We start from the raw sequence: 22,578 nt of genomic DNA, 5'->3' as shown, positions 1-22,578 counted from the left end.
ACAGTATCTGTCTATAGGGGAGTGGCAGATGCCTGTTTAAAGGGAAATTGAACATTGGATAATGGGAATTGCGTCTAAAGGAGTATCTACAATCAGAAAGAAGAGGATATTTATGGGTGCAAGGAAACGCTACTTTTTCTTCCTTTTCATCGATTCGCTGATCGTCACCTTTTCGGTGTTCATCGGCTACTACATCCTCATGCCCTTCTTTTCCGAATATTCATTGATGGTGTTGGGTGTGACCGCAGCCATATTGCTGGTCAGCCATCATCTATTCGCCTACATCTTCAATCTTTACCATAGGGCATGGGCACACGCGAGTGTCAGGGAGTTGATATCAATCACCGAGGCTGTTACAGCGTCTCTCGCGGTAACGAGTCTGATGATCTGGCTGCTGTTCGATATGCGGTTCATGCGGCTCATGCTCATCACTTGGATGATGCATCTCATACTGATCGGGGATCGAGGTTGTTTTCGAGGATTGTCTACCATCAACTCAACGGCCGGAAGTCGCACAGTCCGGAAATGGCCCGTACGCTCATATTCGGAGCCGGGCAGGGCGGTGCAATCCTGATCAGGCAGATGCTAGATACACCAGCCATGGGATTGAATCCGGTCGTCATTGTGGATGATGACCCACTCAAGAAAATATCGAACTTGTTGGCGGCGTGCGCGTGGAAGGAGCTCGGGAAGATATGGAGCGGCTCATCCGGAAATACGATATCCGGAAAGTGGTCATCGCCGTCCCTTCCTTGAAGAAAGAGGAGCTTAAAAAAATTCATGATTTGGCGAAAGTGGACGATATCGACATCCTGACCATGCCAAATATCGAGGATGTGTTATCCGGGCGGCTCGAAGTCAGTGCACTGCGAGAAGTTCAGGTGGAAGATCTGCTCGGCCGGGAACCGGTCGAACTCGATATTGAGGGCATCAGCGAACAGGTCACCGACAGGACGGTGCTGGTTACCGGTGCCGGCGGCAGCATCGGGTCTGAGATCGTCAGGCAGATTTCCCGCTTCCAGCCACGGCAGATACTATTGCTCGGACACGGGGAGAACAGCATCTATACCATACTCGAGGAGATGCTCGAGAACAAGGATGACGATATCGGTTACGTGCCGATCATCGCCGATATCCAGAATAAAAAACGCATCTTTGAAGTCTTCAGCAAATACCAGCCGGACATTGTCTACCATGCCGCCGCACATAAGCATGTCCCCATGATGGAGTACAATGCGCAGGAAGCCGTGCGGAATAATGTGGTCGGGACGAAGAACACCGCTGAGGCGGCCTGCCATTTCAAGACGAAGAAATTCGTCATGATCTCGACGGACAAAGCCGTCAACCCGCCGAATGTCATGGGGGCGACCAAGCGGATGGCGGAGATGATCGTGCAGGCATTGGACAAGGGCTGCGAGGAGACGACACTGGTCGCCGTGCGGTTCGGCAACGTCCTCGGCAGCCGGGGGTCGGTCGTTCCGAAATTCAAGAAGCAGATCCAGGCAGGTGGGCCGGTTACGGTGACGGATCCCCGCATGACGCGCTACTTCATGACCATTCCGGAAGCGTCCCGTCTCGTCATCCAGGCGAGTATGATAGCCGGGGGCGGCGAAGTGTTCGTCCTCGATATGGGGGATCCCGTCAAAATTGTCGATCTTGCCAGGAACATGATCCGGTTGTGCGGGTTTACAGAAGAAGAGATCGGGATCGAATTTGTCGGCATCAGACCTGGCGAAAAGCTGTACGAGGAATTGCTGAAGAAGGAGGAAATCCATCCCGAACAAGTCTATGAGAAGATCTACCGCGGCAGGGTGTCGGAATCGTCATTGCGTGTCATCGAAGAACACATCAAAACCTTCTTAAGCATTGATGAGGATGATGTACGGGACAGCATACTCTCCTTCATCAGACAGGAAAATGCCGCTCCGGAAGAAATAGGGGCGGAACATGCACGCTAGAATATTGAACATCGCGGGAACCCTGCTGCTCGCACTCAACCAATGGATGCAGATTATCCTGATCACCCGGCTGCTCGGCGTCTATGAAGTGGGCGTCTTCTCGTACTACCTCGCGCTCCTCGGGCCGCTGGTATTGTTCAGCCGCTTCATGCTTGCTGTACTGGTGCCGACGCAGCGCAGACTGGCATATGACTATGATGTCTTCCGGCAGTTCCGCAGGTTGACGAACTTGGCATTCCTGGCAACCGCCGTCGTTCTGACCATCCTCATCGATCTGGACACGTATGAGAGTGCCGCACTGTTCATTTTCGTGCTGTTCAAATTCTATGAAAACAAGGAAGAGTTCATCCATACAGAAAACATCGCAGAAGCGCGTATCATATTTTTAGCCTATTCCAAAATCTATAAGAGCATAGTGACCATCGTGCTGTTCGCAATTGCGACTTTCCTGTTCGAATCGTTGCTCGCTTCGATCGCAAGCCTGCTTGTGTCGCAGATGCTGATCTACTACTTCTATGATCGGCGATTTACATTTTCAAGGGGCAGGCATGCGATCACGTGGCAGGAAGTGAGGAACATACTGCTGCTCGGTTTTGGACTGTCGATCGTCGAAGTCCTCAATTCACTCGTTGCGAACATACCGAGATATGTAATCGAACATTACCACAGCGTCGAGACGCTCGGCATATTCGCGACAATCATGTACTTTGCGACGATTACGAATAATGTGGTGGTCGCAATAAAGGAAAGTGTCGTGGCGGACCTGGTCAGGCAGGCCGAACGCGGATTGCGGACGTTCTACCGAGCCTTCTTCAAACTGTGTTTGATGTTTCTGGTGCTGATTGTGATAGGTGAGTTCATCCTCCTGTCATACGGCGAGGAGATACTGGTGTTCGTCTACGGCGATCAGTTCCTCGGCTATCAGCATGAAATGATGCTACTCGGCATACTGCTTATGTTCACGGTCTACTCGAAACTCTTTGAAATGGCGCTCAGCATCTTCAACCTGTACAACATCCAGGTTGTGCTGCAGGGAGCAGCACTGGTCATTACAGTGATATTGTCCATCGCAGTGATCATCCCTTACGGGTTGAGCGGGGCGTTCATCGTCGCCATCGCCACGAACGCTATTTTAATCATCAGCCAGATCGTCGTATTGCTTTGGCACCAGAAAATAAAGTCGGGATATAGGAGGACGGGCGCATGCTGTTGATATGGGGGATCGCATTCATCTATCTGGTATTGGGTCATCTGTTCCAGAACCACTTTGCAGACACCCATATCCTGACCTTCTCTTTCATCATCCTGACGATGCTCATATTTTATTTTGTGCTCTTCATGCAATATACAAAGTTCATCATCCCACTCTTTCTGGGGTTCCTGGTGCGGGTTGGTATGCTGCTGGTCGACTTGGCCGACGGCGGGCCTGAGATTCCGCATAGCGGTGACGATACGGAGAATTTCTATAAGATGGGCGTGCTCATCAGTGAAAAGATGGATCTGCTCGGCGAGTCGGTATATGGCGGGACCTATTCGAAGCTGATCGGCGTCATCCTGAACATATATGGAGATGACCGCCTGTTCCTCCAATACTTGAATGTCCTGTTCGCCATGACGGCGATTCTGGTGGCCATCCAGATCTTCAGGATGCTGGATGTTCCCGCTCGCACCCAATTCATACTGGTTGCGGTAATGGCGTTCTTTCCCCATTCGCTCATCTTTTCGAGCATACTGCTCAGGGAATCCATCATTTCGCTGATGGTGGTCCTCTCGCTCTACTGGTTCGTCAGGTGGTTCATAAAAAGAGCGGACCGGTGCAGTGCTCAGCATCGTTTTTGTCCTGGTTGGAGCGGCATTCCACTCGGCGGTCATCGGCATACTGATCGGCTACCTGTTCGGTTTTGTATTCTATCAGCATTCCGGGCGCGCGTTCAAGTTCACCGTCACTTCTGTGGTCCCATTTACTTTATTTGCGGTGCTGACGGCCTATGTCCTGATTTTCCCGGGCGTCGTGTCGGGACTGCCGATATTCAATAAATTCGAACAGATATTGAACAATGATGATGTCTATGATGCCTTTACATCGACGCGGGGGATACGGCCTATTTGACCGGGCTTGAGATCAACAACATTTTCCAGCTGATCGTTTTTTCCCCGATTAAGATCATCTATTTCATCGCGTCCCCAATGCCTTGGAGCGTACGCAACTTCAGCGATCTGATCAGCTTCTTCCTGGACGCGCTCTTCTACGTCTTTGCGCTGATCGTCTTCATCCGTAATATCGATGTCGTGAAACGGCGGCCGATACTTGCCATCGTGCTGCTTGGCATCGCAGCCGGATGGCTGATATTCGGTCTGGGCATCTCGAACGCCGGGACTGCCTTAAGGCACAGGTTCAAATTATTTTATCTCATCATCATTGCATTCGCGCTGATCGGTTCGAAAAAGAAGCCGGGCCCTCACACCATAGTGGACGATGGTGCCCGCCCGAACCACAGAGACAAAATCTAAGGTCTGGAGATGTGGAATATGCAGAAGAAGATTGTGCAGGGCGTGACGTCGTCAATGAGCGTATTGCTGATAGAAGATCAGGTGCATTTCATCGAGCGGAACGGGTATTCGGTAAAAATCGTCTGCAACAATGATTTCGATAGGTTGTATAGGGATTTGACGATGGATTTCATACCATTTGAACGGGAAATCCATGTGGCCAAAGATATCCGGGCGCTTTATGAACTGACGCGGTATCTGAGGCGGGAGCAGCCAGACATTGTCAATTTCAGCACACCAAAGGCCGGGCTCCTCGGAATGGTTGCAGGGTTCCTCAGCGGCGTCAAGTCTCGCATCTATATGCAGCGGGGGCTCAGGCTGGAGACGGTCACAGGTGTCAAAAAGATAATATTGTATACGACGGAGTGGCTCACTTGTTTTTTCAGTACGCATGTCATCGTCATTTCAGACAGCCTGGAAGAGGAACTGATTGCGCGTAAACTCCTTAAAAAGGGCAAGGTAGTCAGAATCGGCGGGGGTAGCAGCAATGGCACCGACATGGAAACGTTTGATCCCCTGGCGCTTGACAGCGAAAAATATGGCAGGTTGCGGCATGAGGTGGGAATTGAGGAGGGTGATTTCATCATCGGCTACGCCGGCCGGATGACGCGGGATAAGGGAGTGGACGAGCTGGTGCAGGCATTCGAGTCGCTGTCGTCGGGATGCGCAGGCATCAAACTGCTGCTGGTCGGCGATTTTGAGGCGGGGGACCCGATAACAAAAAGCAGCAGAGAGCGGATAGTTGAAGATGAGGATATCATCCATCTGCCCTTCACCGATGATATCGCCTATTACTACCGCATGATGGATATATTCGCCTTTCCGACATTCCGCGAAGGATTCGGCAACGTCAGCGTGGAAGCGCAGGCCATGGGTGTGCCGGTCGTTTCGTTCAACTCGACCGGGGCCCGGGATACGCTCGCGCATGGTGCTACGGGATTGCTTACAGAAGAAAGGACCAGCGCTTCATTGGCCGAAGCGATCCAGTATCTGTTCCGCCATCCTGAAGAGCGCCTGCGGATGAGTGCTGCGTGCCGCGCTTTCGTAGCACAGCGCTTCGACCGGAAAGCCATGCAGTCTGAACTACTCGACTTCTACGATTCACTGGGGGAACAGAGCACCATCAATGCGGAAAAGGAAGCACGCATCCCCGGCTCATGAGGCATAAGGGACATACAATCAATTTGAGGAACGGGGTGGATAAGAATGCTGAAGGCACTGATGCGCATCTCTCCGCGCAGCATCTACTACAAGTCGCCGGTTTTCATGCAGCACGCCATGACCAGCGCATATGGCTATAAGCTGAGGAAACAGCGCTACAACACATCTTATCGTGAGGCGCTGGCGCAATACATGCGTCAGGACGTCAGCCAGGCGGAATTGCTGACGCAGTTCCTGAGGCATCTGAAGGACAATGTGCCGGCGTACCGCGACATCGAGATCGATCCAGATGCCATATATGACAGTTTTGCCGCCTTGCCGTTCACCACGAAGCAGGACATGCGGTATGAGATGACGGAACGGTCTCAGGTCGCGGGCAACAGTGGCTTTTCAGGGACGGGTGGCACTACAGGTGAAAGCCTGATGGTCCATGACTCGGCCCATGACCGCGGCAGAAGGATCGCCTACTTGGATTATATAAAGATACAAAACGGCGTACTGCCGTTCTCCAGACGGGCATCGTTTACGGGACAGGATCTCACACCGGTTGACCATAAGAACATCATCTGGCGCTACAATATGCCGATGAACCAGATGCTCTACGCCGCTTCGCAGCTGTCTCCTGAGACCATCGCAGAAGTCTACAGGAGCCTGAAGCGATTTAAGCCAGAGACGATGGACGGCTTCCCTTCCGGCATACATGCAGTGGCGAAATATATATTGGCAAATGGCATCGACATCGACTGGGAGGTCACGGCAATTTTCCCAAATGCCGAAACGCTGCTGCCGCATATAAAGGCTGATATAGAAAAAGCTTTCCACACTACGGTGATCGATCAGTATGCAAGCGGCGAAGGCGCCCCTTTCATCTATGAGGAGCAAGATGGCGGGTACGTCATCGGGCGGGAGACGGGTCTATTCGAATTCTTCAAGATTGAAGGAAATCTGTATGAGATGGTCGTGACCAGCTACATCAACCATGCCACGCCGCTCGTCAGGTACAGGATCAATGACAACGTCGAAATCGATTCGGAACGGGATTATCTCGATTCCTATAACGATAAGATCAACATCAGAAAAATACACGGACGGAAAGCGGATTATCTGATCGGCAGCCACGGCAACAGAGTATCAAATGTCGGCATCGCACGTGCTGTCGAAGGGTTGGAAGATAAGGTGATCTCGTATCAGTTCATCCAGGAGGACTTGAAGAATTTCATCATCAATATGGTTATCGAACCGGACTTCACCAAGCAGGATGAAACGGTATTCAAAAACCGGATCATCCGACGGCTTGGTAAAGACAGCCGCTATAGAATCAATTATGTGGACTTCATCCCGAGGGAAAAGAGCGGAAAATTACGCTTCCTCATCAACGAAGTGACGGCGCGCCAGCAGTAGCGGCGCCGGCATATCATTCAAAGGGGTTGGGTGTGATGTATAAGATGAAAAGGGTGTTTGATCTTACTGGGGCGGCTGCTGGGCTCATGATTGCTGCACCGTTGATGGTTGCGGCCGCGGCGGTTCTAAGGACGGCGATTGGGCCGCCTGTAATCTTCAAACAGGTGCGTCCAGGGCTCGGCGGCCGGCCATTCACATTGTACAAGTTCCGGACGATGACCAACGAGCGGGATGAGGCGGGTCAGCTGCTGCCTGACGCTGAACGTATGACACCTGTAGGGGAATGGCTGCGCCGGAGCAGCCTGGACGAGCTGCCCAGTTGTTGAATGTAGTGAAGGGGACTTGAGCATCGTCGGGCCAAGGCCGCTGCTGACGGCATATCTGCCCCTCTATAGTGAGAGGCAGCAGAAGCGCCATGATGTCCGACCGGGCATCACCGGATGGGCCCAAGTGAACGGACGTAATACAATTCCTTGGCAGGATAGACTTGAGATGGATGTGTGGTATGTCGAAAACCAATCGCTGTGTCTGGATATCAAAATTGTACTGATGACGGTGATGAAAGTGCTGAAGCGGGACGGCATCAGCCAGGAAGGAGAAAGTACGGTCCAGCCGTTTTTGGGCAATAACCAATAAAATTCACTCGCTGCACCGGGTCGGGTGGCAGCTTGAGGATCATATTCAAGTTGTGACTGGGAAAAACGAAGGTGGCCATAAAAGAAATAAAGAGAAAAAACATCATTGTTCATGAACATAACGCTGCGATGGCTGCCTGAACTTATGCATATAAGGAAAGTGCGCAGTACGGATAAAATCCAATTAGGGGGCTCACTATGAACAATGATATTTATTTTACGCGGGAGTACGGTCGGGTGAATGAACTGATTGAGAACGGTGAAGCGGTTTTCTTTGAACTTAAAAGCAAGGACGGGCACATTACACACAGCACCATAAAGCGGGAAATCCCGGATACTGTAGGGGCGAAAAATATTATGACCTCATCACACCTTATGGATACGGTGGTCCAGTCATCCACCATTCAACAGATCAAGATAAACTGGTGGTCCATTTCAATAAGGTATTCTCGGAGTTCTGCAGAAGAAATAATGTAGTCTCTGAATTTGTGCGGTTCAATCCCCTCTATCAGAATCAGGAACCGTTTCAGGACATCTATGATATACAATTCGTAAGAAAGACTGTGGGTACGGACCTTAAACGGTTTGAAGATCCTTTCAAAAAAGAATTTTGTTCAACGGCGCGCCGGAAAACCAGAAAACTGTTGAAGGACGAACGCTTCTCATGTGTCTTGGAGAAGGGGTTCGGCAAGGTGGATGCATTCATCGACATCTACGAGGAAACCATGGCACGCACCAATGCTTCCGGATTCTATTACTTCGAAGAGGACTATTTCAATAGACTGAAGGAGAACTTTCCGGAAGACATACTGACGACAAGTGTATTTTTTGAAGATGAGATAGTGGCGATGGGGCTCTACTTCAGCTCCGGTGAAGCGATCCATGATCATCTGAACGGCACCAAGGATGACTTTCTGACATACTCTCCAGCCTATCTACTGAAATATACCATGATGAACTGGGCCCATGAGAATGACTATTCAGTCATCCATTACGGCGGCGGCATCTCCAATGATCCGGAGGACTCTGTATTGAAATTCAAGAAAAGGTTCTCCAAAAACACAGAGTTTGAATTCCATATCGGCAGAAAAGTATGGAACCCATCCGTCTATAGGGAGTTATGCCTGAACAAGGGTGTCCCAGGAGATAATGAATTCTTCCCTGCATACAGAGCAATGGACGCTCAGATACAACAGAAACAAGCATAGAATGAGGTTTCAAGATCATAATCATGATTACTCTGTCAGGCAGGTGGAAGATATGAAAATAAGATTGGCCGTCATCGCGTTCTGCCTGCTTCTGCTGTTTGCCGCCGTTGCCCTGATCGACAGTTTCAGCCACGGTTACTCGGATGAACCGGTTCCAAGCGACCTTATCGTGATGGTTGGAGGAGGGGAGGCGAGCCGTATGGAAAAAGCAGCTGCATTATTTAAGGAAGGGTATGCTGAAAAAGTGCTTATCACCCCAGTGGTGGAAAGTGAACGATTCGCACAGAGCAGCGCTTTAGCAGTCGAAAACGGTATACCACCGAGCGCATTGCTGCTCGACCATGAAGCCACGAGCACTTATCAGAACGCGCTCTATACAATGGAAATAATGGAGGAAGAAGGTATGTCTTCGGCACTTGTCGTCACGAGCGATTATCATGTTAAGCGAACGAAATATATCTATGACAAGCTTAATGACGGCAGCTTTGAGTTCCGGTACATCTCTTCCCTGTCAGAAGCTGATCACCGGTGGAATGAGGGGCCAGGGGCTTTCTATATATGGTACAGTGAAGCCATTAAACTATGGGCGTACCGCTTCGGGGTGTATCGCTGGAGTGAGTAGGGGAGCGCATGGCTCAGGATAACGGGGGTAGAATTCAAAAAAGCTTCATTGGATGTTAAATGATCCAGTGAAGCTTTTTATTCGGATAATGGAATTTTTATAGAACTTTCCTCGTTTTAAATAAGCAATATTACTCAGCATTTTTCGAAATCTTGGTAATGCCGATTCCTGTGTAGCCCAATATTATCGCAAAAACGAATCCGAGGTAACAGAATATGGCCCACGGTGCATAACTTAAAGTTGAGACGCCGAGCACTCCGGCCATATAGACACCGGCAGATGACCATGGGATGAGGGGAACTACTACGGTGCCCGAGTCCTCTAATGTACGGGAAAGGTTTTTGGCATGCAGATTCTTCTTTTATAGGTTTCCTTGAATAGATCCCCAGGTACAATAATGGAAAGATATGAGTTACCGGTCACCAGAGCCATTGTAATACATGAAACGACGGTGCTTAAAATGAGGTCGCCCGTCCTTTTGACGAATTTCAGTAAGGCAGTCATGATCACTTCCAAAGCTCCGGCTTTTGTAATGATGCCTGCAAAGGCAAAGGCACTGAAGGCGATGAGGATGACACTGGTCATTGACTGCATGCCGCCTTGGGTCACCAATGACGTCACTTCTTCGGGTATCGAGTTGACATCCATTCCTGTAATCATCGACACATCAAATCCGGTGACTGTCGAAGCAAACACCTTTTCTGCTGAAAACCCTTGGTAAAAAATGGCGATTGCACCAGCCACGAATGATGAAAATATAATGGTGGGCAATGTCGGTTTCTGTGTGATGGAACCATAGAGTATCAACACTACCGGCAGTAGCAGCAGTATATTCCATTTGAACATTTCATCGAGAGTCGTCAACATATTGGTCATTTCTTCAGGTGCAGTTATATTATTTGCTGGTAGGTTAAAGCCAATGAATAGGTAGACAGCCATTGCGACTATCGCAGCTGGAATGGTGGTATAAAGCATGTGTTTTATATGTTCATATAGTTCACTGCCAGCAGCAATCGGTGCAAGGTTGGTAGTGTCAGAGAGTGGTGATAGTTTATCTCCAAAATAAGCACCCGCCACTACAGCACCAGCCGTAGCAGGCAGTGAAGCCCCGAGTCCAGTCGAGATGCCCATCAAGGCGACCCCTACTGTACCAGCCGACCCCCATGATGTACCGGTTACGATGGAGATGATGGCAGAGACTACAAATGCAATTACAACTATAAATTGTGGATTGATGAGTTCAAGACCATAGTAGATCATCATTGGAATGGTGCCTGCAATCATCCAAGTACCAATCAGTATCCCGATGGATATCAGAACCAGGATTGCTGGCATGGCCATATTCAACTTTTCTTTTATGCCTTCCAACATATCCGCCCATTTCACTCCGACCCGCATCGCGATGAATCCAGCAAAAATTGCCGACAATATAAGTAAAGGTTCAGGACTTAAGCCGTAAACACCATATCCGATTGCCAGAAGCAGCAACATGACGACAATCGGCAAAGCCGCTTCCAGTAGTGTTGGTTTTCTAGTCATTTCTTTTCCCCTTGGATTTTTTATTATTCGAACATGCCTTTTACAAGTACTTCACCGTCTTCAAGCATATGCTGGCCTTTGGCGAAGACATGCTTGATGTCGAGTGTTTTCTTATCCAGTACGAGCACATCTGCGTCGAAGTCTTTTTTAATGGCCCCTTTGTGATTGAGACGCAGTGCTCTCGCGGTATTTGACGTTACTAAAGACAGTGCTTCAGATAGATTGACCCCATGTTCCTTGACGGATTCAGCGACTTGTTTGAAGAGCTTCTCCTGTGTAGCCACTCCAAACCCAGTCATCTCTCCATTTTCATCAAAAACGGGAAGGCTCCCATTGCCGTCAGATGACACTGTAAGATTCTTGAAGTTGCCCCCGTTTGCTTTGAAGTAGCTGATCCAATAGGCAGTATCATCGTCTGCCGTAATATCCACATAGGCGCCTCTGTTCGACAATTCAATCGCTTCATCAACGAGTTGTTCACTTCTTGTGATATGCGTAGCATAAATGTTTGCGGGTGGAATCTCATAGTCTTCCAACAGTGCTCTAAGAAAAGCGAGGCGCTCTTTACCGATGCCAACATGGAAGTGGGTGACACCTGCTTTTTTACTGAGGAGTCCTCCGACTCTCGATTCTGCAGCCAACTTGGCGACTTCATGTGCTGATGGTTGTGCAGATCTTGAATCCGAGATGGCGATTTCCCCAGCCCCGATCACTTTATCGATCAAAATGACATCATCTTTGACGGAACCGGTGATGGTTGGGGTAGGGATGCTGTAGTTTCCTGTATATATGTAAGCAGTGATGCCTTCCTCTTCGAGCCCTCTGGCCTTGGCGAGCAGGGAGGTCATATGCCGGGTCGTCCCGTCCGTCCCGAGACAACCGACGACAGTAGTAACCCCCGCTTTAATGATATTACTGAGCTGCAGTTCTGGTGTGCGACTGGCAAAGCCGCTTTCACCCCCTCCACCAATCAAGTGAACATGCGGATCAATAATGCCTGGAGCGACAATCATATTTTCTGCATCTATTACCTTGACTTCAAATAGTCTCTTTAGATTGTCTTCATCAATGTCTCCGACTTGGATAATCCGGCCCGCGTTCATCAAGATTGATTGTTTCCCAATCGAGTTCGGTGCAAACACTTCGCCATTCTTAATTAAAGTGAACATAAAGAGTCTCCTTTTAAAAATCATAATTATTAGAATAGTTGAATTATACAACTCATTAAATACTATTACAACCTAATTAAACTTATTAATAACTTTATTTAGGATGATTTTATCGATGAAAAGTGTAAAATGAGGTTATAGAGAACTTACCGATGAGGGGATAAGCAGGTATGAGATTATTTATAATAGGCATTCAAGAGGAGAATTTGAATTTCTTAATGCAACAGATGAAGGATATATTCAATCAGAACGTCACAATTGTGGGGACAACCTTGAAAGACCTGACACAGGGTACAATCAGAAATTCGGATGTGGTACTGCTATCATCTTTAGAGATCAAGAAGATCGTGAAGCCCTTTCTGCCTGAAACTTGCCAAGTCATAGTAGCCAAGAGAACGGTAAATATAGTGCGGCTCAAAGAGTTGATGACGATTGACGATTATTCAACATTTGTAGTCGTCAATGACAACCCTGATTCCACCCGGGAGACTGTGGAGGAATTGAAGAACATACTGCCAAACCACAACTTCATACCATATTCTGGAGAAGAATACGTGACTGGAAGTTTTGACTACATGGTCACTCCGGGGAGTCGAACCTTGTTCCACAGACTCCAAATAAAGTATTGGATATCGGACCGAGGGTGATTTCCATTGAAACGGTCGTGGACTTACAGAATATTTTCCAATTGGATATTGCATACACCTTATTGATGCAACATTATATTAAGGCGATGGTGAGTGCGACGAGCAATCAAATGAAAGTACCTCGTGAAGAGGTCTACGATGAGAATAAGAACAGAAATTTCGACTCTGTGTCTTACAATTCGTCAGTCATGGCTTCTACCTTGAAAATTGCAGGAGAAATGGCTAAAACATCGAACACTATCCACATCACAGGAGAACCAGGCGCCGGCAAGCAGATGATGGCAGAAATGATACATAACGAATCGGATAATCAGAGATACCCATTCTATATTTATAACTGTTTAGATAAGGATGAATCGATGATCGATGAAGCTTTATTTGGTAAGAAGGAGAAGGGAGGAAGTGTGCTAAATGCGAAGAAACATGGAACAATTTATATTAAAAATATAGAGGGTTTGCCCTATTTGATGCAAAATAAGCTGGCAAACTTTCTAGATTCAGATAATCATAAACGTAAAATTCGAGTAATCACTTCCTCATTCGAGGATTCATTCACTTTATATTCTGGCGGGACCCTCAGCCAGAGGCTCTACTCCCATCTTTCTTCATATACTTTAAACATCCCATCAATAGCGGAGAGAAAGAGGATATTCCTATTCTGATAGATGCTTTCAAGCACCATCTGAATAAGGAGGGCATGCGTTTCTCAGAAGAAGCACTAGATTCGTTCTATCATTATGATTGGCCAGGAAATGTCAGAGAACTATATAATCTAATCTCGTACTGCGCATGCTTGAACCAGGATTTCATTGGGATTCACGATTTGCCTATTTTCTTTAAGGGCAAACAGAGCAATAGTGATAACGGAGATGTAAATAAACTAACTGAAGATACCAAAGAAATCGTTAAAAAAATCGAGCAGCATGGTTTCCTCGCTGAAAGCATTGAGATGTTAAAAATATACCAACAGGGCAAGGCTGAAAATATTTCGTATGGTAGAGGAAAGATAAGGCAACTCCTTGAAGCAGGCGGCATTAGAATGTCAGACCAGCAACTCAGGTTGAGGATTGATGTTCTGAATGAATTGGGGTTGCTGAACGTTCGTGTCGGGAGAGCGGGCACGACAATTTCAACAAAGGGCGAGAAATTTCTACAAGATGAAGATGAAAGTTTGCGAAATGAGATTTAAAGCGCGCCCATCAAACTATAACAAGCAATATTTCTCAGCTATATACATCCTGTCACCAAGAAACCATTGGTCGCAGGATGTTTTTTATCGTAAAAGAATATAATCGTTCAATTATCCAGTTTAAATGTAAGTTTTTAGTGAATAATACTATTATAGAGTGTTTTATATTAAATAAAATCGGTTGAGGGGGAAACATGCATGAAGATGAATGTTGCAGAGAAGCTGATTAAAGAACATTTGGTGTCGGGGATATGACACCTGGGGAACAAATCGGCTTGAAGATCGACCAGACGCTGACACAGGATGCGACAGGTACGATGGTGATGCTTGAGCTGGAAGCGATGGATATTGACGAAGTGAAGACTGAAGTATCTGCTCAGTACGTCGACCACAACTTGATACAGGATGACCACCGTAACCCGGATGATCACCTGTTCCTGCGCAGTGCGGCGCAGAAGTTCGGCGTGCACTACAGCCGACCGGGTAATGGGGTCAGCCACCCGGTGCATATGCAGGAGTTATCAATTCCGGGTAAAACATTGCTCGGTTCCGACAGTCATACATGTGCCAACGGTTGTATGGGCATGCTTGCGATGGGAGCGGGCGGCATCGACGTGACGATGGCTATGGCCGGTGAACCATATTATGTGGAAATGCCGCGCATCATGGGCGTGAAGCTCACAGGCAAACTGCCGGACTGGGTCAGCGCCAAAGATGTCATATTGGAAATGCTTCGTAGACATACCGTCAAAGGCGGCGTCGGCAAGATTATCGAATATTACGGACTGGGGCTTGATGACCTGTCCGCCATGGACCGTCACGTCATTGCCAACATGGGCGCAGAACTCGGTGCGACGACTTCCGTCTTCCCATCGGATGAGGAAGTGAAGCGCTTCATGCAGACGCAAGGGCGTGAAGATGAGTGGCGGGAACTGAAGGCGGACGAAGGTGCAGAATATGACGACTACGAAGAGATCAACTTGTCCGAGTTGGTTCCGCTGATCGCAAAACCGACGAGTCCGGACAATGTCGTACCAGTAGAAGAGATTGCCGGTCAGGAGATCTACCAGTCTTACATTGGTTCTTCGGCGAACCCTGGCTACCGTGACTTTGCGATAGCGGCGGAGATCGTCAAAGATAAAACGATTGCCAACGGCATCTCGTTCGACATCAACCCAACGTCCAGATTGTTGCTGCAGCAGCTGGTCGAAAATGGCCATATCGCGAGCCTACTGTCTTCCGGTGCACGGATGCACCAGGCGGGCTGTAACGGCTGTATCGGCATGGGACAGGCACCAGCTACCGGCCAAAACAGTTTGCGGACGACACCGCGTAACTTCCCAGGAAGGTCCGGCACGAAAGAGGACAGTGTCTTCCTATGTAGTCCTGAAACAGCAGCCGCTTCTGCCTTGTTCGGTGTCATCACCGACCCACGGACACTGGAAATGGACTATCCGGAAATTCCGGAGGCGGCTGCCGTCAAGAAGGGTGAGATGCTGGAGGCGCCGCCTAAGGACAAAGAGAACATCGAGCTGGAAAAAGGACCGAACGTATCATCCATCCCGAATTTCGATCCAATAGAGGATAATTTCGACTTGCCGGTCATACTTAAGATGGCAGACAATATCTCTACAGACGAAATTCTGGCAGGTGGCTCGAGGGTGTTGCCGTTCCGCAGTAACATCCCGAAAATCAGTTCCTTCGTCTTCGAAGGAGTGGATGAAACCTACACCGAACGGGCAGCAGAAAAACGTGAAGAAGGCGGTCATATGATCGTCGCCGGGAACAACTACGGACAAGGGTCCAGTCGGGAACATGCGGCACTCGCCCCACGTTACCTCGGCCTGAAAGTTGTCCTGGTCAAAGATTTTGCGCGGATCCATCTGCAGAACCTCATCAACTTCGGCATCCTGCCGTTGACATTTGATGACCCGGCCGATCACCAGAAGATTGGCGAAGGGGATGTACTGGAATTCCGCAATATCCACCAGACCATCCGGGATACGGACACATTCACCATCCGACTGAAAGACGCGGATGAAGAAATCACTGTCCACCACAGTCTGACAGGGCGTGACCTCGACATCCTGCTCGCCGGCGGCATCATCAACTGGGCGAAGCAGCGTCAATAAGATACGGTCAGAAAAATAGTGGGCGTGCAAAAGCACGTCCACTATTTTAATATTGATACAATACTGGCCTAATCCATAGTTGACCGGCCGCTGATGGGCCAGTCATGAAACAAATCCCATCTGGATTGGATAAAACATGAAGTCCTTCTTTTTTGAGGCACAGAAAGCTTTGGATGGGCCGATCCCTCATTACAGCCAGAGTAGGTAAGGTGGATAATGGCACAGGCTGTGCCAATTCCCGATTGGGTGAGTGCCACAGAGAAAGCCCTCGAAAGTGTGATTTCAAATGGTCTTCCGGCTTTCTTCATACAAAGTGGCCGCATCCCAATGATTGTATTATGTAATGATATGGGTTAGAATATTTATTAGAAAGCGATACTCTAGTAAAGTTCGCCTGAAAGATCCATCAATTGAATAAGAAACGAAATCACTGGAAGTGCCTTTGTTAAAGGCTGAGACCAAAGTAGTGACTTTGGGATTCCTTGAACCTGATCCAGTTCATACTGGCGTAGGAAAGTGACGTTAATTGAAGAAACTTGACGCGTTATTTTTCTACAAGAAAAATAACGCTTTTTTATTTGGGGTGGGAACCATATTTATCGCGATTACACATTACAAAACTTTGAATGCTGAAGATTTGGGGCACTTTATCGACATAGCACCTGTCATCGACCGTCTGTTGCTGAGGACGCCCATGGATTCAGGAGAACTGAAGCAGTTCATCAATGGACTGTTGGATAAGGGTTTTCCAAAACAGAAGTTGATTATCCATAGTGATGTGAGTGTGCTGGAAGCCTTCCACCTCACTGCAATCCATTTCAAGGAAGACGACCCGTTGGCATATGCATATAAAGCCAAGTACCCAGAGGTTACTGTAAGCATGTCAACACATTCCGTGGAAAGTATCAGAAAGGCCCGGTCCCATGGACTGGATTACGTGCATTTCGGACATGTTTTTGAAAGCGCTTCTAAAAAGGGCGTGCCGCCGAGGTCCCGGGAAGAAACGGAACGGGCGACGGAAATGGATATGCCGGTAATGGCCATCGGCGGCATCAACCACTATACGATAGACAGTCTGCCGGACGGATTCAGCGGTATCTGTGCCATTTCATTATTCATGGACCAGAGCATTGAAGAGATTAAGGCGGTGAGAAGGATGTGGTGTAAGGATGTATGATGTCGCAATTGTCGGTTCTGGTGTCATCGGTATGTCGATAGCAAAAACACTCCATCGGTCAGGCATGAAGATTGCAGTAATAGACCGTGATGTGCCGGGGAAGCACGCTTCCTACAAAGCAGGTGGCATGCTCGGGCGCAGAATGAATTTAAAGCGGACAGCGCGCTATACAGATTGGCAGTCGCATCGAGGGATAAGTTCGAAGCCTTGAGCCGGGAATTCATGGATGAAAATGGGATTGATATCGAGTATAGACGGAGCGGGCTGATCAAGATGGCCTCTCATGCGGAGGATATTCCGGGTCTCGACGCCCAATATGATTTTCTGCATTATCGGGATCCCAAGGTCCGCCTATTGTCCAAATCGGAACTCGAGACTTTGACGCTGGGGGCAGTGGCATACCGTAACCGGGCCATCCATATACCAGATGACGGACAGATCAACGCCTGGAAATATACAAACGCACTGCTTGTCTCACTCACCGCATCGGGCATCGACCGCTTTGGCCGTACTGAAGTCCACCATGTGGCCAAAAAATCTGATGGCTATACCTTGATCACTTCATCCGGCGAGATACATGCAGATAAAGTAATCATCGCCGGCGGGGCATGGAGCGGGAAATTATTGGGTGAATATAGGGCGGACATGCCAGTTACGGGGGTTAAAGGGGAAGTTCTTCTCGTCGAACATGATGGCCTGGCGCTCGAACAGACGGTTTTTACAACGAGTGGGTGCTACATCGTACCGAAGAATAAGAATCGGTTCCTGATCGGTGCAACCAGCTATTTCGACGATCTTACGGTCGGTGTCTCGGATGCGGGCGTGGAATGGCTGAAGCGGCAGGCAGAGGAGCATATACCTTGCCTCGCCGCGTGCCGGATGTTGAAGAAATGGTCGGGGTCCGACCATATACCGCAGACGAAAGGCCGATCATGGATGAGCTGGAGCCGGGCCTTTTTGTCATCACTGGCCACTACCGGAATGGTATCCTGCTGTCCCCCTCATCGGAGAACTCGTGGCGGAGTGGGTCATCAAAAATCAGAGGCCCGAAGTGCTCAAGGAATTCCAATTAACAAAAGGAGGCGTAAACAGTGAAGTGTACAATCAATGGGGATCCATTCACATTTGACTGTGAGATGACTATCGAAGAAGTATTGGCATCTCTTGAGTTGGACGTGGAGCGCATCGTCGTCGAATACAATGATGTGCTCGTAAAGAAGAAGGATTTCAATGAATATATCGTAAGAGAATCAGACAGGCTGGAACTGTTGGAATTTGTAGGAGGCGGATAACATGTTTAGAATAGGACGGTTTGAATTAAAAGCAAGACTGCTGCTTGGAACAGGAAAGTTTGAAGACGAAGCGATACAGGCCCGGGCCATTGAGGCATCGGGTACGGAAGTGCTCACTTTCGCGGTCAGACGCATGAGCCTCTACGACAGGGATCTGCCGAGTCCTCTGGCGGATGTGGATCTGAAAAATTTTGTCACTTTCCCCAATACAGCCGGGGCGAAGACAGCTGAAGAGGCCGTCAGAATCGCTGAGATTGCAGATCATGCGGGTGTGTGCGACATGATCAAGGTCGAGGTGATAGGGGATGACAAGACCCTACTTCCCGATCCCCTCGAAACCTATGAAGCATGCAGGACACTTCTCAAAAAGGCTATACAGTATGTCCGTATACTTCAGACGATGTCGTGCTGGCAAGAAAACTGGAGGAACTGGGCGTCCATGCCATCATGCCGCTCGCCTCACCGATAGGTACAGGGCGGGGATCAGCAACCCCCTCAATCTGAGGTACATTATTGAACAGGCTGAAATCCCTGTCATTGTGGATGCGGGCATCGGCTCCCCGAGGGATGCATGCCATGCGATGGAGCTTGGTGCGGATGCAGTGCTACTCAACACGGCGGTCTCTGCTGCAAAAGATCCGGTGAAGATGGCCGAGGCGATGAAGTTGGGGATAGAAGCGGGCAGATTAAGCTATGAAGCGGGAAGGATCCCGGTGAAGTATACTGCCGAGGCATCGAGTCCCGCTGATGGACTGGGTTTTCTCTGATGGAACGCTACAATCGGCAGGTCCGGTTCACGCCCTTCGGAGAGGCCGGCCAGCAGCAACTGATGGACTACCGGATCATGATTATGGGCGCTGGCGCATTGGGCAGCCATTTGGCGGAACAGCTCGCCCGTATGGGGCGGGTCATCTGACCATCATCGATATGGATATTGTGGAATGCTCGAACCTGCACAGGCAAGCGTTGTATGATGAATATGATGCCGAATCCATGTCCCCGAAAGTGCATGTGCTGAAAGAGAAGATCAGCCGGATCAACCGGCATGTCGAGGTGGATGCGGTGTATACAGAAATCACACCCCTCAATATAGAAGCACTTCTGGCCACGCATCAGCCGGATATCGTCCTCGATGGCATGGATAACTTCGAAATGCGGTTCCTGATCAACGAAGCATGCTATAAGGCCAATGTTCCATGGGTCTATGGCGCAGCTGTCGGCAGCAGGGGGACAATCTATGCAATGGATTATACCGGTCCCTGTTTGAAATGCATGCTCAACGCCATACCTGAAACCGGGGAAAGTTGTGCGGTCAACGGTGTGGTTCCGCCGGCCATCCATCAGGTGATAAGCTATGAGATTGGAGAATTGATGCGGTATGTTTCCGGCGCAGGATTCTCCAAAAAACTCATTTCGCTGGATATCTTCACGATGCAGAACCGGTCGGTCGACATCGACAGTCTGAAGGATGAGGACTGTCCGGTCTGCGTTAAAAATGAGTATGGATCATTGAGCAGAAGAAAAGCTGACCCCGTTGAGAGTTTGTGCGGTGGGGCCTACCTATTCAGGTTTAAAAGGTCTCTATTCGACAGCGCCGCGTACTTACCCGGTGACATCAAGAAGGAGAATGCCTATGTGAAGTTTCTCGAGTATGAAGGCATAAAAATGACCATGTTCTGTGATGGTCGGATGAATGTATATGGACTTGAATCAGAAGGTGCCGCTTCTGACTTCTATAAGACGCTTATGAAAGCAATCAGATGATCATGCAGACCAGCACATTAAGAATGGAAATATTATGTCCGGACCAGATTGACCTAATACAATGTTATATGAAGAAAACTTGCCAGCAGCCGTGAGGAAATCGGGCTGCTGGCAGGTTTTTCGTCCATCATTCATCTGCACGTTCATTCTATAAGGGTGGCCCATCCATTGAAACCGAAGGTTTTTTATTTTCTTTGTAGCGTATGGCCGCATCGACTGCACTTTGGGCGTTGATGTAGCCCCACTGGTGATTGAAGACGGGCTCACCGATAACCTGCAGGATGCTTTTGATGTCATTCGGGCTCAAGTTCGGATTCGCCTCCAGCATCAGGGCGATGACACCCGCACAGATTGGCGTCGCCATGGAGGTGCCAGACATCTGGACATAATGTTCACCGATGATCTGATCGGCGAGTTCCGTCTCGGTGGTCGATCGGGGTGCAAGCAGCGAAATGATGTTGGTGCCGGGTGCGTAGATATCCGGTTTGACGAATTGATCGATTGTCGGTCCACGGCTCGAATACTCCGCAATTTCATCATCAGACCGTTCGATGGTATCCCGGTCATCCGCTGCCCCCACGGTGATGACAAAGGGGTTGATGGCCGGCGTGCCGATGGTCGACGGGGTCGGCCCGCTGTTGCCGGCGGCGGCACAGACGATGAGGCCTGAATGCCACGCTTCCTCTACAGCGAGCGATAGCGGATCGAGCCGGAAGGAGTCCTGGGCTGGTGCACCCAACGACAGTGACAGGATATCGATGCCATGGATGTCCTTGTAGTCGACACACCACTCGATGCCCTGGATGATGCTTGAGAGGCTGCCTGCTCCGGCGGCGTCAAGCACTTTGACACCAACCAGGGACGCTTCTGGCGCTGGGCCGATATACTTGCCGTTCGACATCGCGCCGTTGCCTGCGGCATCACCGGCACAATGGGTGCCATGCCCATTGTCGTCATACGGTGCGCTTTCCCCGTTGATGACGTCATGGAACCCAACGATGCGGTTACCCGGCGTCGTCAGATCTTCATGGGGATGGATGCCTGTATCGAGCACGGCGATGGTCACCCCGGCACCGCTGATCTGAAGCCGTTCCCGGATGGCGGCGCTGCCAATCTGTTCATTGGTGATGTCCAGGTAGGCGGAAACGGGCCGGTCATAATAGATGCGCTCAACGGCTGTGTGGTCTTTGATTTCCTTTATCTTATTCGGAGTAAGTTGGCCTTTTACACTGTTGATGAGGCGCATTTCCTGATCGAGATGGCTGTGGGCATCTTCGGCGCATTGCTTGAGCAGCTGATCCATCTCTTCGTTGTCCGTGCCCTTCTTGCAGCGGATGATGATCGGAATCTTTTCGGTGCGTGCCGTGCGGTAGGTCTTCCTTTCGCTTTGGCGCAGCTGTTCAATGAGCGCGGGGTCCAGTCGGCTGTTGTTTTCTTCGAACCAGACTCGTTTACGTTCACTCATATCATTGCCTCCTTTAATCGTATTGATGGGGCGTTGCTGTCACTCTTCGGCGTTTGATGATGCCCTTACTATACTCAATTTCCCCTGGAGTTTTATTTAAATATTTTGAAAGTTCTGGATATATGTATGATGATTAATACTCAACTTGTGCGGGTAACAGATATATGTAAGATGAATGCAACATTAATATTGAATAGGAGGCATTATTGGTGAAAGTCAAAGAAATCATGACGACTGAAGTCGAAACATGCGGACCTGAAACGACAGTGCAGCAAGTGGCATCCAAGATGATGGAACTCGATGTCGGAAGCATCCCTGTCACTGAAGACGGCAATCTGCGCGGCATCATCACAGACCGTGACTTGGTCATCCGCGGCATTGCGTCCCAATTCTCATTGGAGACGCCGATCAACCGTATCCTGTCTTCAAGCTACGTTACCGGTACACCGGATATGGACGTTGAAGAAGCGGCCAACATCATGGCCCAGGAACAGGTACGCCGCCTACCGATCATAGAGGACAACAAAGTAGTCGGCATCGTGGCCCTCGGCGACGTTGCGGTGGATGAAGAAGATTCGGAGGATTCCGAAGAAGCACTTGAGGAAATCTCCAGACCGGCAGAGCCGGACAAATAAAGAAATAAAAAGTTCCGGAGCACTGCTCCGGAAC

The 22,578-nt window shown here is 49.2% G+C and carries 16 protein-coding genes, 7 pseudogenes and 1 riboswitch; of the genes and pseudogenes, 20 read left to right on the top strand and 3 right to left on the bottom strand.

Translation table 11 applies throughout. The features are described 5' to 3' along the window. The first annotated feature begins 112 nt into the window (after positions 1 to 112). The 10 genes and pseudogenes from ACYF68_RS11125 to ACYF68_RS11080 all read left to right on the top strand — a co-directional run bounded on the left by ACYF68_RS11125 (position 113) and on the right by ACYF68_RS11080 (position 9,535). Positions 113 to 1,958: pseudogene (locus ACYF68_RS11125) on the top strand (polysaccharide biosynthesis protein). Further along, the gene (locus ACYF68_RS11120) at positions 1,948 to 3,171 is read left to right on the top strand and encodes a lipopolysaccharide biosynthesis protein (RefSeq protein ID WP_461046886.1); all 1,224 of its coding nucleotides are present in this window, start codon (positions 1,948 to 1,950) and stop codon (positions 3,169 to 3,171) included. Before ACYF68_RS11125 ends, ACYF68_RS11120 begins: the two are co-directional and overlap by 11 nt. Next, positions 3,162 to 3,995 (top strand): hypothetical protein, encoded by an 834-nt coding sequence (locus tag ACYF68_RS11115; protein ID WP_461046884.1) that lies wholly within the window; start codon positions 3,162 to 3,164, stop codon positions 3,993 to 3,995. Before ACYF68_RS11120 ends, ACYF68_RS11115 begins: the two co-directional genes overlap by 10 nt. Positions 3,996 to 4,064: 69 nt before the next feature. After that, positions 4,065 to 4,469, top strand: a complete 405-nt coding sequence (locus ACYF68_RS11110) for a hypothetical protein (protein WP_461046882.1) — start codon at positions 4,065 to 4,067, stop codon at positions 4,467 to 4,469. Positions 4,470 to 4,487: 18 nt separating this feature from the next. Next, positions 4,488 to 5,669, top strand: coding sequence for a glycosyltransferase family 4 protein (locus tag ACYF68_RS11105; RefSeq protein ID WP_461046880.1), 1,182 nt, complete (start codon positions 4,488 to 4,490; stop codon positions 5,667 to 5,669). Positions 5,670 to 5,714: 45 nt separating this feature from the next. Then, positions 5,715 to 7,070, top strand: a complete 1,356-nt coding sequence (locus ACYF68_RS11100) for a phenylacetate--CoA ligase family protein (RefSeq protein ID WP_461046878.1) — start codon at positions 5,715 to 5,717, stop codon at positions 7,068 to 7,070. A gap of 44 nt (positions 7,071 to 7,114) precedes the next feature. Further along, positions 7,115 to 7,706 (top strand): annotated as a pseudogene (locus ACYF68_RS11095) (sugar transferase). A 197-nt stretch (positions 7,707 to 7,903) separates the two neighbouring features. After that, the gene (locus tag ACYF68_RS11090) at positions 7,904 to 8,182 is read left to right on the top strand and encodes a hypothetical protein (RefSeq protein ID WP_461046876.1); all 279 of its coding nucleotides are present in this window, start codon (positions 7,904 to 7,906) and stop codon (positions 8,180 to 8,182) included. Then, on the top strand, positions 8,131 to 8,913 hold the full coding sequence (locus ACYF68_RS11085) for a GNAT family N-acetyltransferase (protein ID WP_461046875.1): 783 nt from the start codon (positions 8,131 to 8,133) through the stop codon (positions 8,911 to 8,913). The genes ACYF68_RS11090 and ACYF68_RS11085 overlap by 52 nt, the downstream gene beginning before the upstream one ends. Positions 8,914 to 8,965: 52 nt before the next feature. Then, positions 8,966 to 9,535, top strand: a complete 570-nt coding sequence (locus ACYF68_RS11080; protein ID WP_461046873.1) for a YdcF family protein — start codon at positions 8,966 to 8,968, stop codon at positions 9,533 to 9,535. A gap of 130 nt (positions 9,536 to 9,665) precedes the next feature. On the opposite strand, the pseudogene nhaC reads toward ACYF68_RS11080, so the two are convergent. Together nhaC and iadA are read right to left on the bottom strand one after the other, a co-directional pair. Beyond that, positions 9,666 to 11,026: pseudogene (gene nhaC / locus ACYF68_RS11075) on the bottom strand (Na+/H+ antiporter NhaC). 71 nt (positions 11,027 to 11,097) lie between these two features. Beyond that, on the bottom strand, positions 11,098 to 12,243 hold the full coding sequence (gene iadA / locus ACYF68_RS11070; RefSeq protein ID WP_461046872.1) for a beta-aspartyl-peptidase: 1,146 nt from the start codon (positions 12,241 to 12,243) through the stop codon (positions 11,098 to 11,100). Between the two features lie 218 nt (positions 12,244 to 12,461). Between iadA and ACYF68_RS11065 the strand changes: the two genes are divergently transcribed. The 9 genes and pseudogenes from ACYF68_RS11065 (at position 12,462) to ACYF68_RS11025 (ending at position 20,444) form a co-directional block, all read left to right on the top strand. Beyond that, the gene (locus tag ACYF68_RS11065) at positions 12,462 to 12,890 is read left to right on the top strand and encodes a hypothetical protein (RefSeq protein WP_461046870.1); all 429 of its coding nucleotides are present in this window, start codon (positions 12,462 to 12,464) and stop codon (positions 12,888 to 12,890) included. 110 nt (positions 12,891 to 13,000) lie between these two features. Then, positions 13,001 to 13,552 carry a sigma 54-interacting transcriptional regulator gene (locus ACYF68_RS11060; RefSeq protein WP_461046868.1) on the top strand — a complete coding sequence of 184 codons (552 nt, stop codon included), beginning with the start codon at positions 13,001 to 13,003 and terminating at the stop codon, positions 13,550 to 13,552. A gap of 35 nt (positions 13,553 to 13,587) precedes the next feature. Next, positions 13,588 to 14,079, top strand: a complete 492-nt coding sequence (locus ACYF68_RS11055; RefSeq protein ID WP_461046866.1) for an AAA-type ATPase lid domain-containing protein — start codon at positions 13,588 to 13,590, stop codon at positions 14,077 to 14,079. Between the two features lie 198 nt (positions 14,080 to 14,277). Further along, positions 14,278 to 16,211, top strand: a pseudogene (locus tag ACYF68_RS11050) (aconitate hydratase). Between the two features lie 422 nt (positions 16,212 to 16,633). After that, a riboswitch (TPP riboswitch) is annotated at positions 16,634 to 16,743 on the top strand. A 51-nt stretch (positions 16,744 to 16,794) separates the two neighbouring features. Further along, positions 16,795 to 17,388: a thiamine phosphate synthase gene (locus tag ACYF68_RS11045; RefSeq protein ID WP_461047602.1), complete on the top strand. Its 594-nt coding sequence runs from the start codon at positions 16,795 to 16,797 to the stop codon at positions 17,386 to 17,388. Then, positions 17,381 to 18,517 (top strand): annotated as a pseudogene (locus ACYF68_RS11040) (NAD(P)/FAD-dependent oxidoreductase). The gene ACYF68_RS11045 and the pseudogene ACYF68_RS11040 overlap by 8 nt, the downstream one beginning before the upstream one ends. Then, positions 18,480 to 18,680, top strand: a complete 201-nt coding sequence (gene thiS / locus ACYF68_RS11035; protein WP_461046865.1) for a sulfur carrier protein ThiS — start codon at positions 18,480 to 18,482, stop codon at positions 18,678 to 18,680. The pseudogene ACYF68_RS11040 and the gene thiS overlap by 38 nt, the downstream one beginning before the upstream one ends. Position 18,681: 1 nt before the next feature. Further along, positions 18,682 to 19,447 (top strand): annotated as a pseudogene (locus ACYF68_RS11030) (thiazole synthase). Beyond that, positions 19,447 to 20,444 (top strand): annotated as a pseudogene (locus tag ACYF68_RS11025) (ThiF family adenylyltransferase). The pseudogenes ACYF68_RS11030 and ACYF68_RS11025 overlap by 1 nt, the downstream one beginning before the upstream one ends. Positions 20,445 to 20,592: 148 nt before the next feature. On the opposite strand, the gene ACYF68_RS11020 reads toward ACYF68_RS11025, so the two are convergent. Then, a complete protein-coding gene (locus ACYF68_RS11020; protein ID WP_461046863.1) occupies positions 20,593 to 21,909 on the bottom strand; it encodes a S8 family peptidase in 1,317 nt (438 codons plus the stop codon). Positions 21,910 to 22,118: 209 nt separating this feature from the next. Between ACYF68_RS11020 and ACYF68_RS11015 the strand changes: the two genes are divergently transcribed. Next, the gene (locus tag ACYF68_RS11015; RefSeq protein WP_461046861.1) at positions 22,119 to 22,544 is read left to right on the top strand and encodes a CBS domain-containing protein; all 426 of its coding nucleotides are present in this window, start codon (positions 22,119 to 22,121) and stop codon (positions 22,542 to 22,544) included. The last annotated feature ends 34 nt before the right edge of the window (positions 22,545 to 22,578 follow it).

Source organism: Salinicoccus sp. CNSTN-B1 (assembly GCF_054792835.1).
This window is presented reverse-complemented; position numbering and strand designations above follow the sequence as displayed.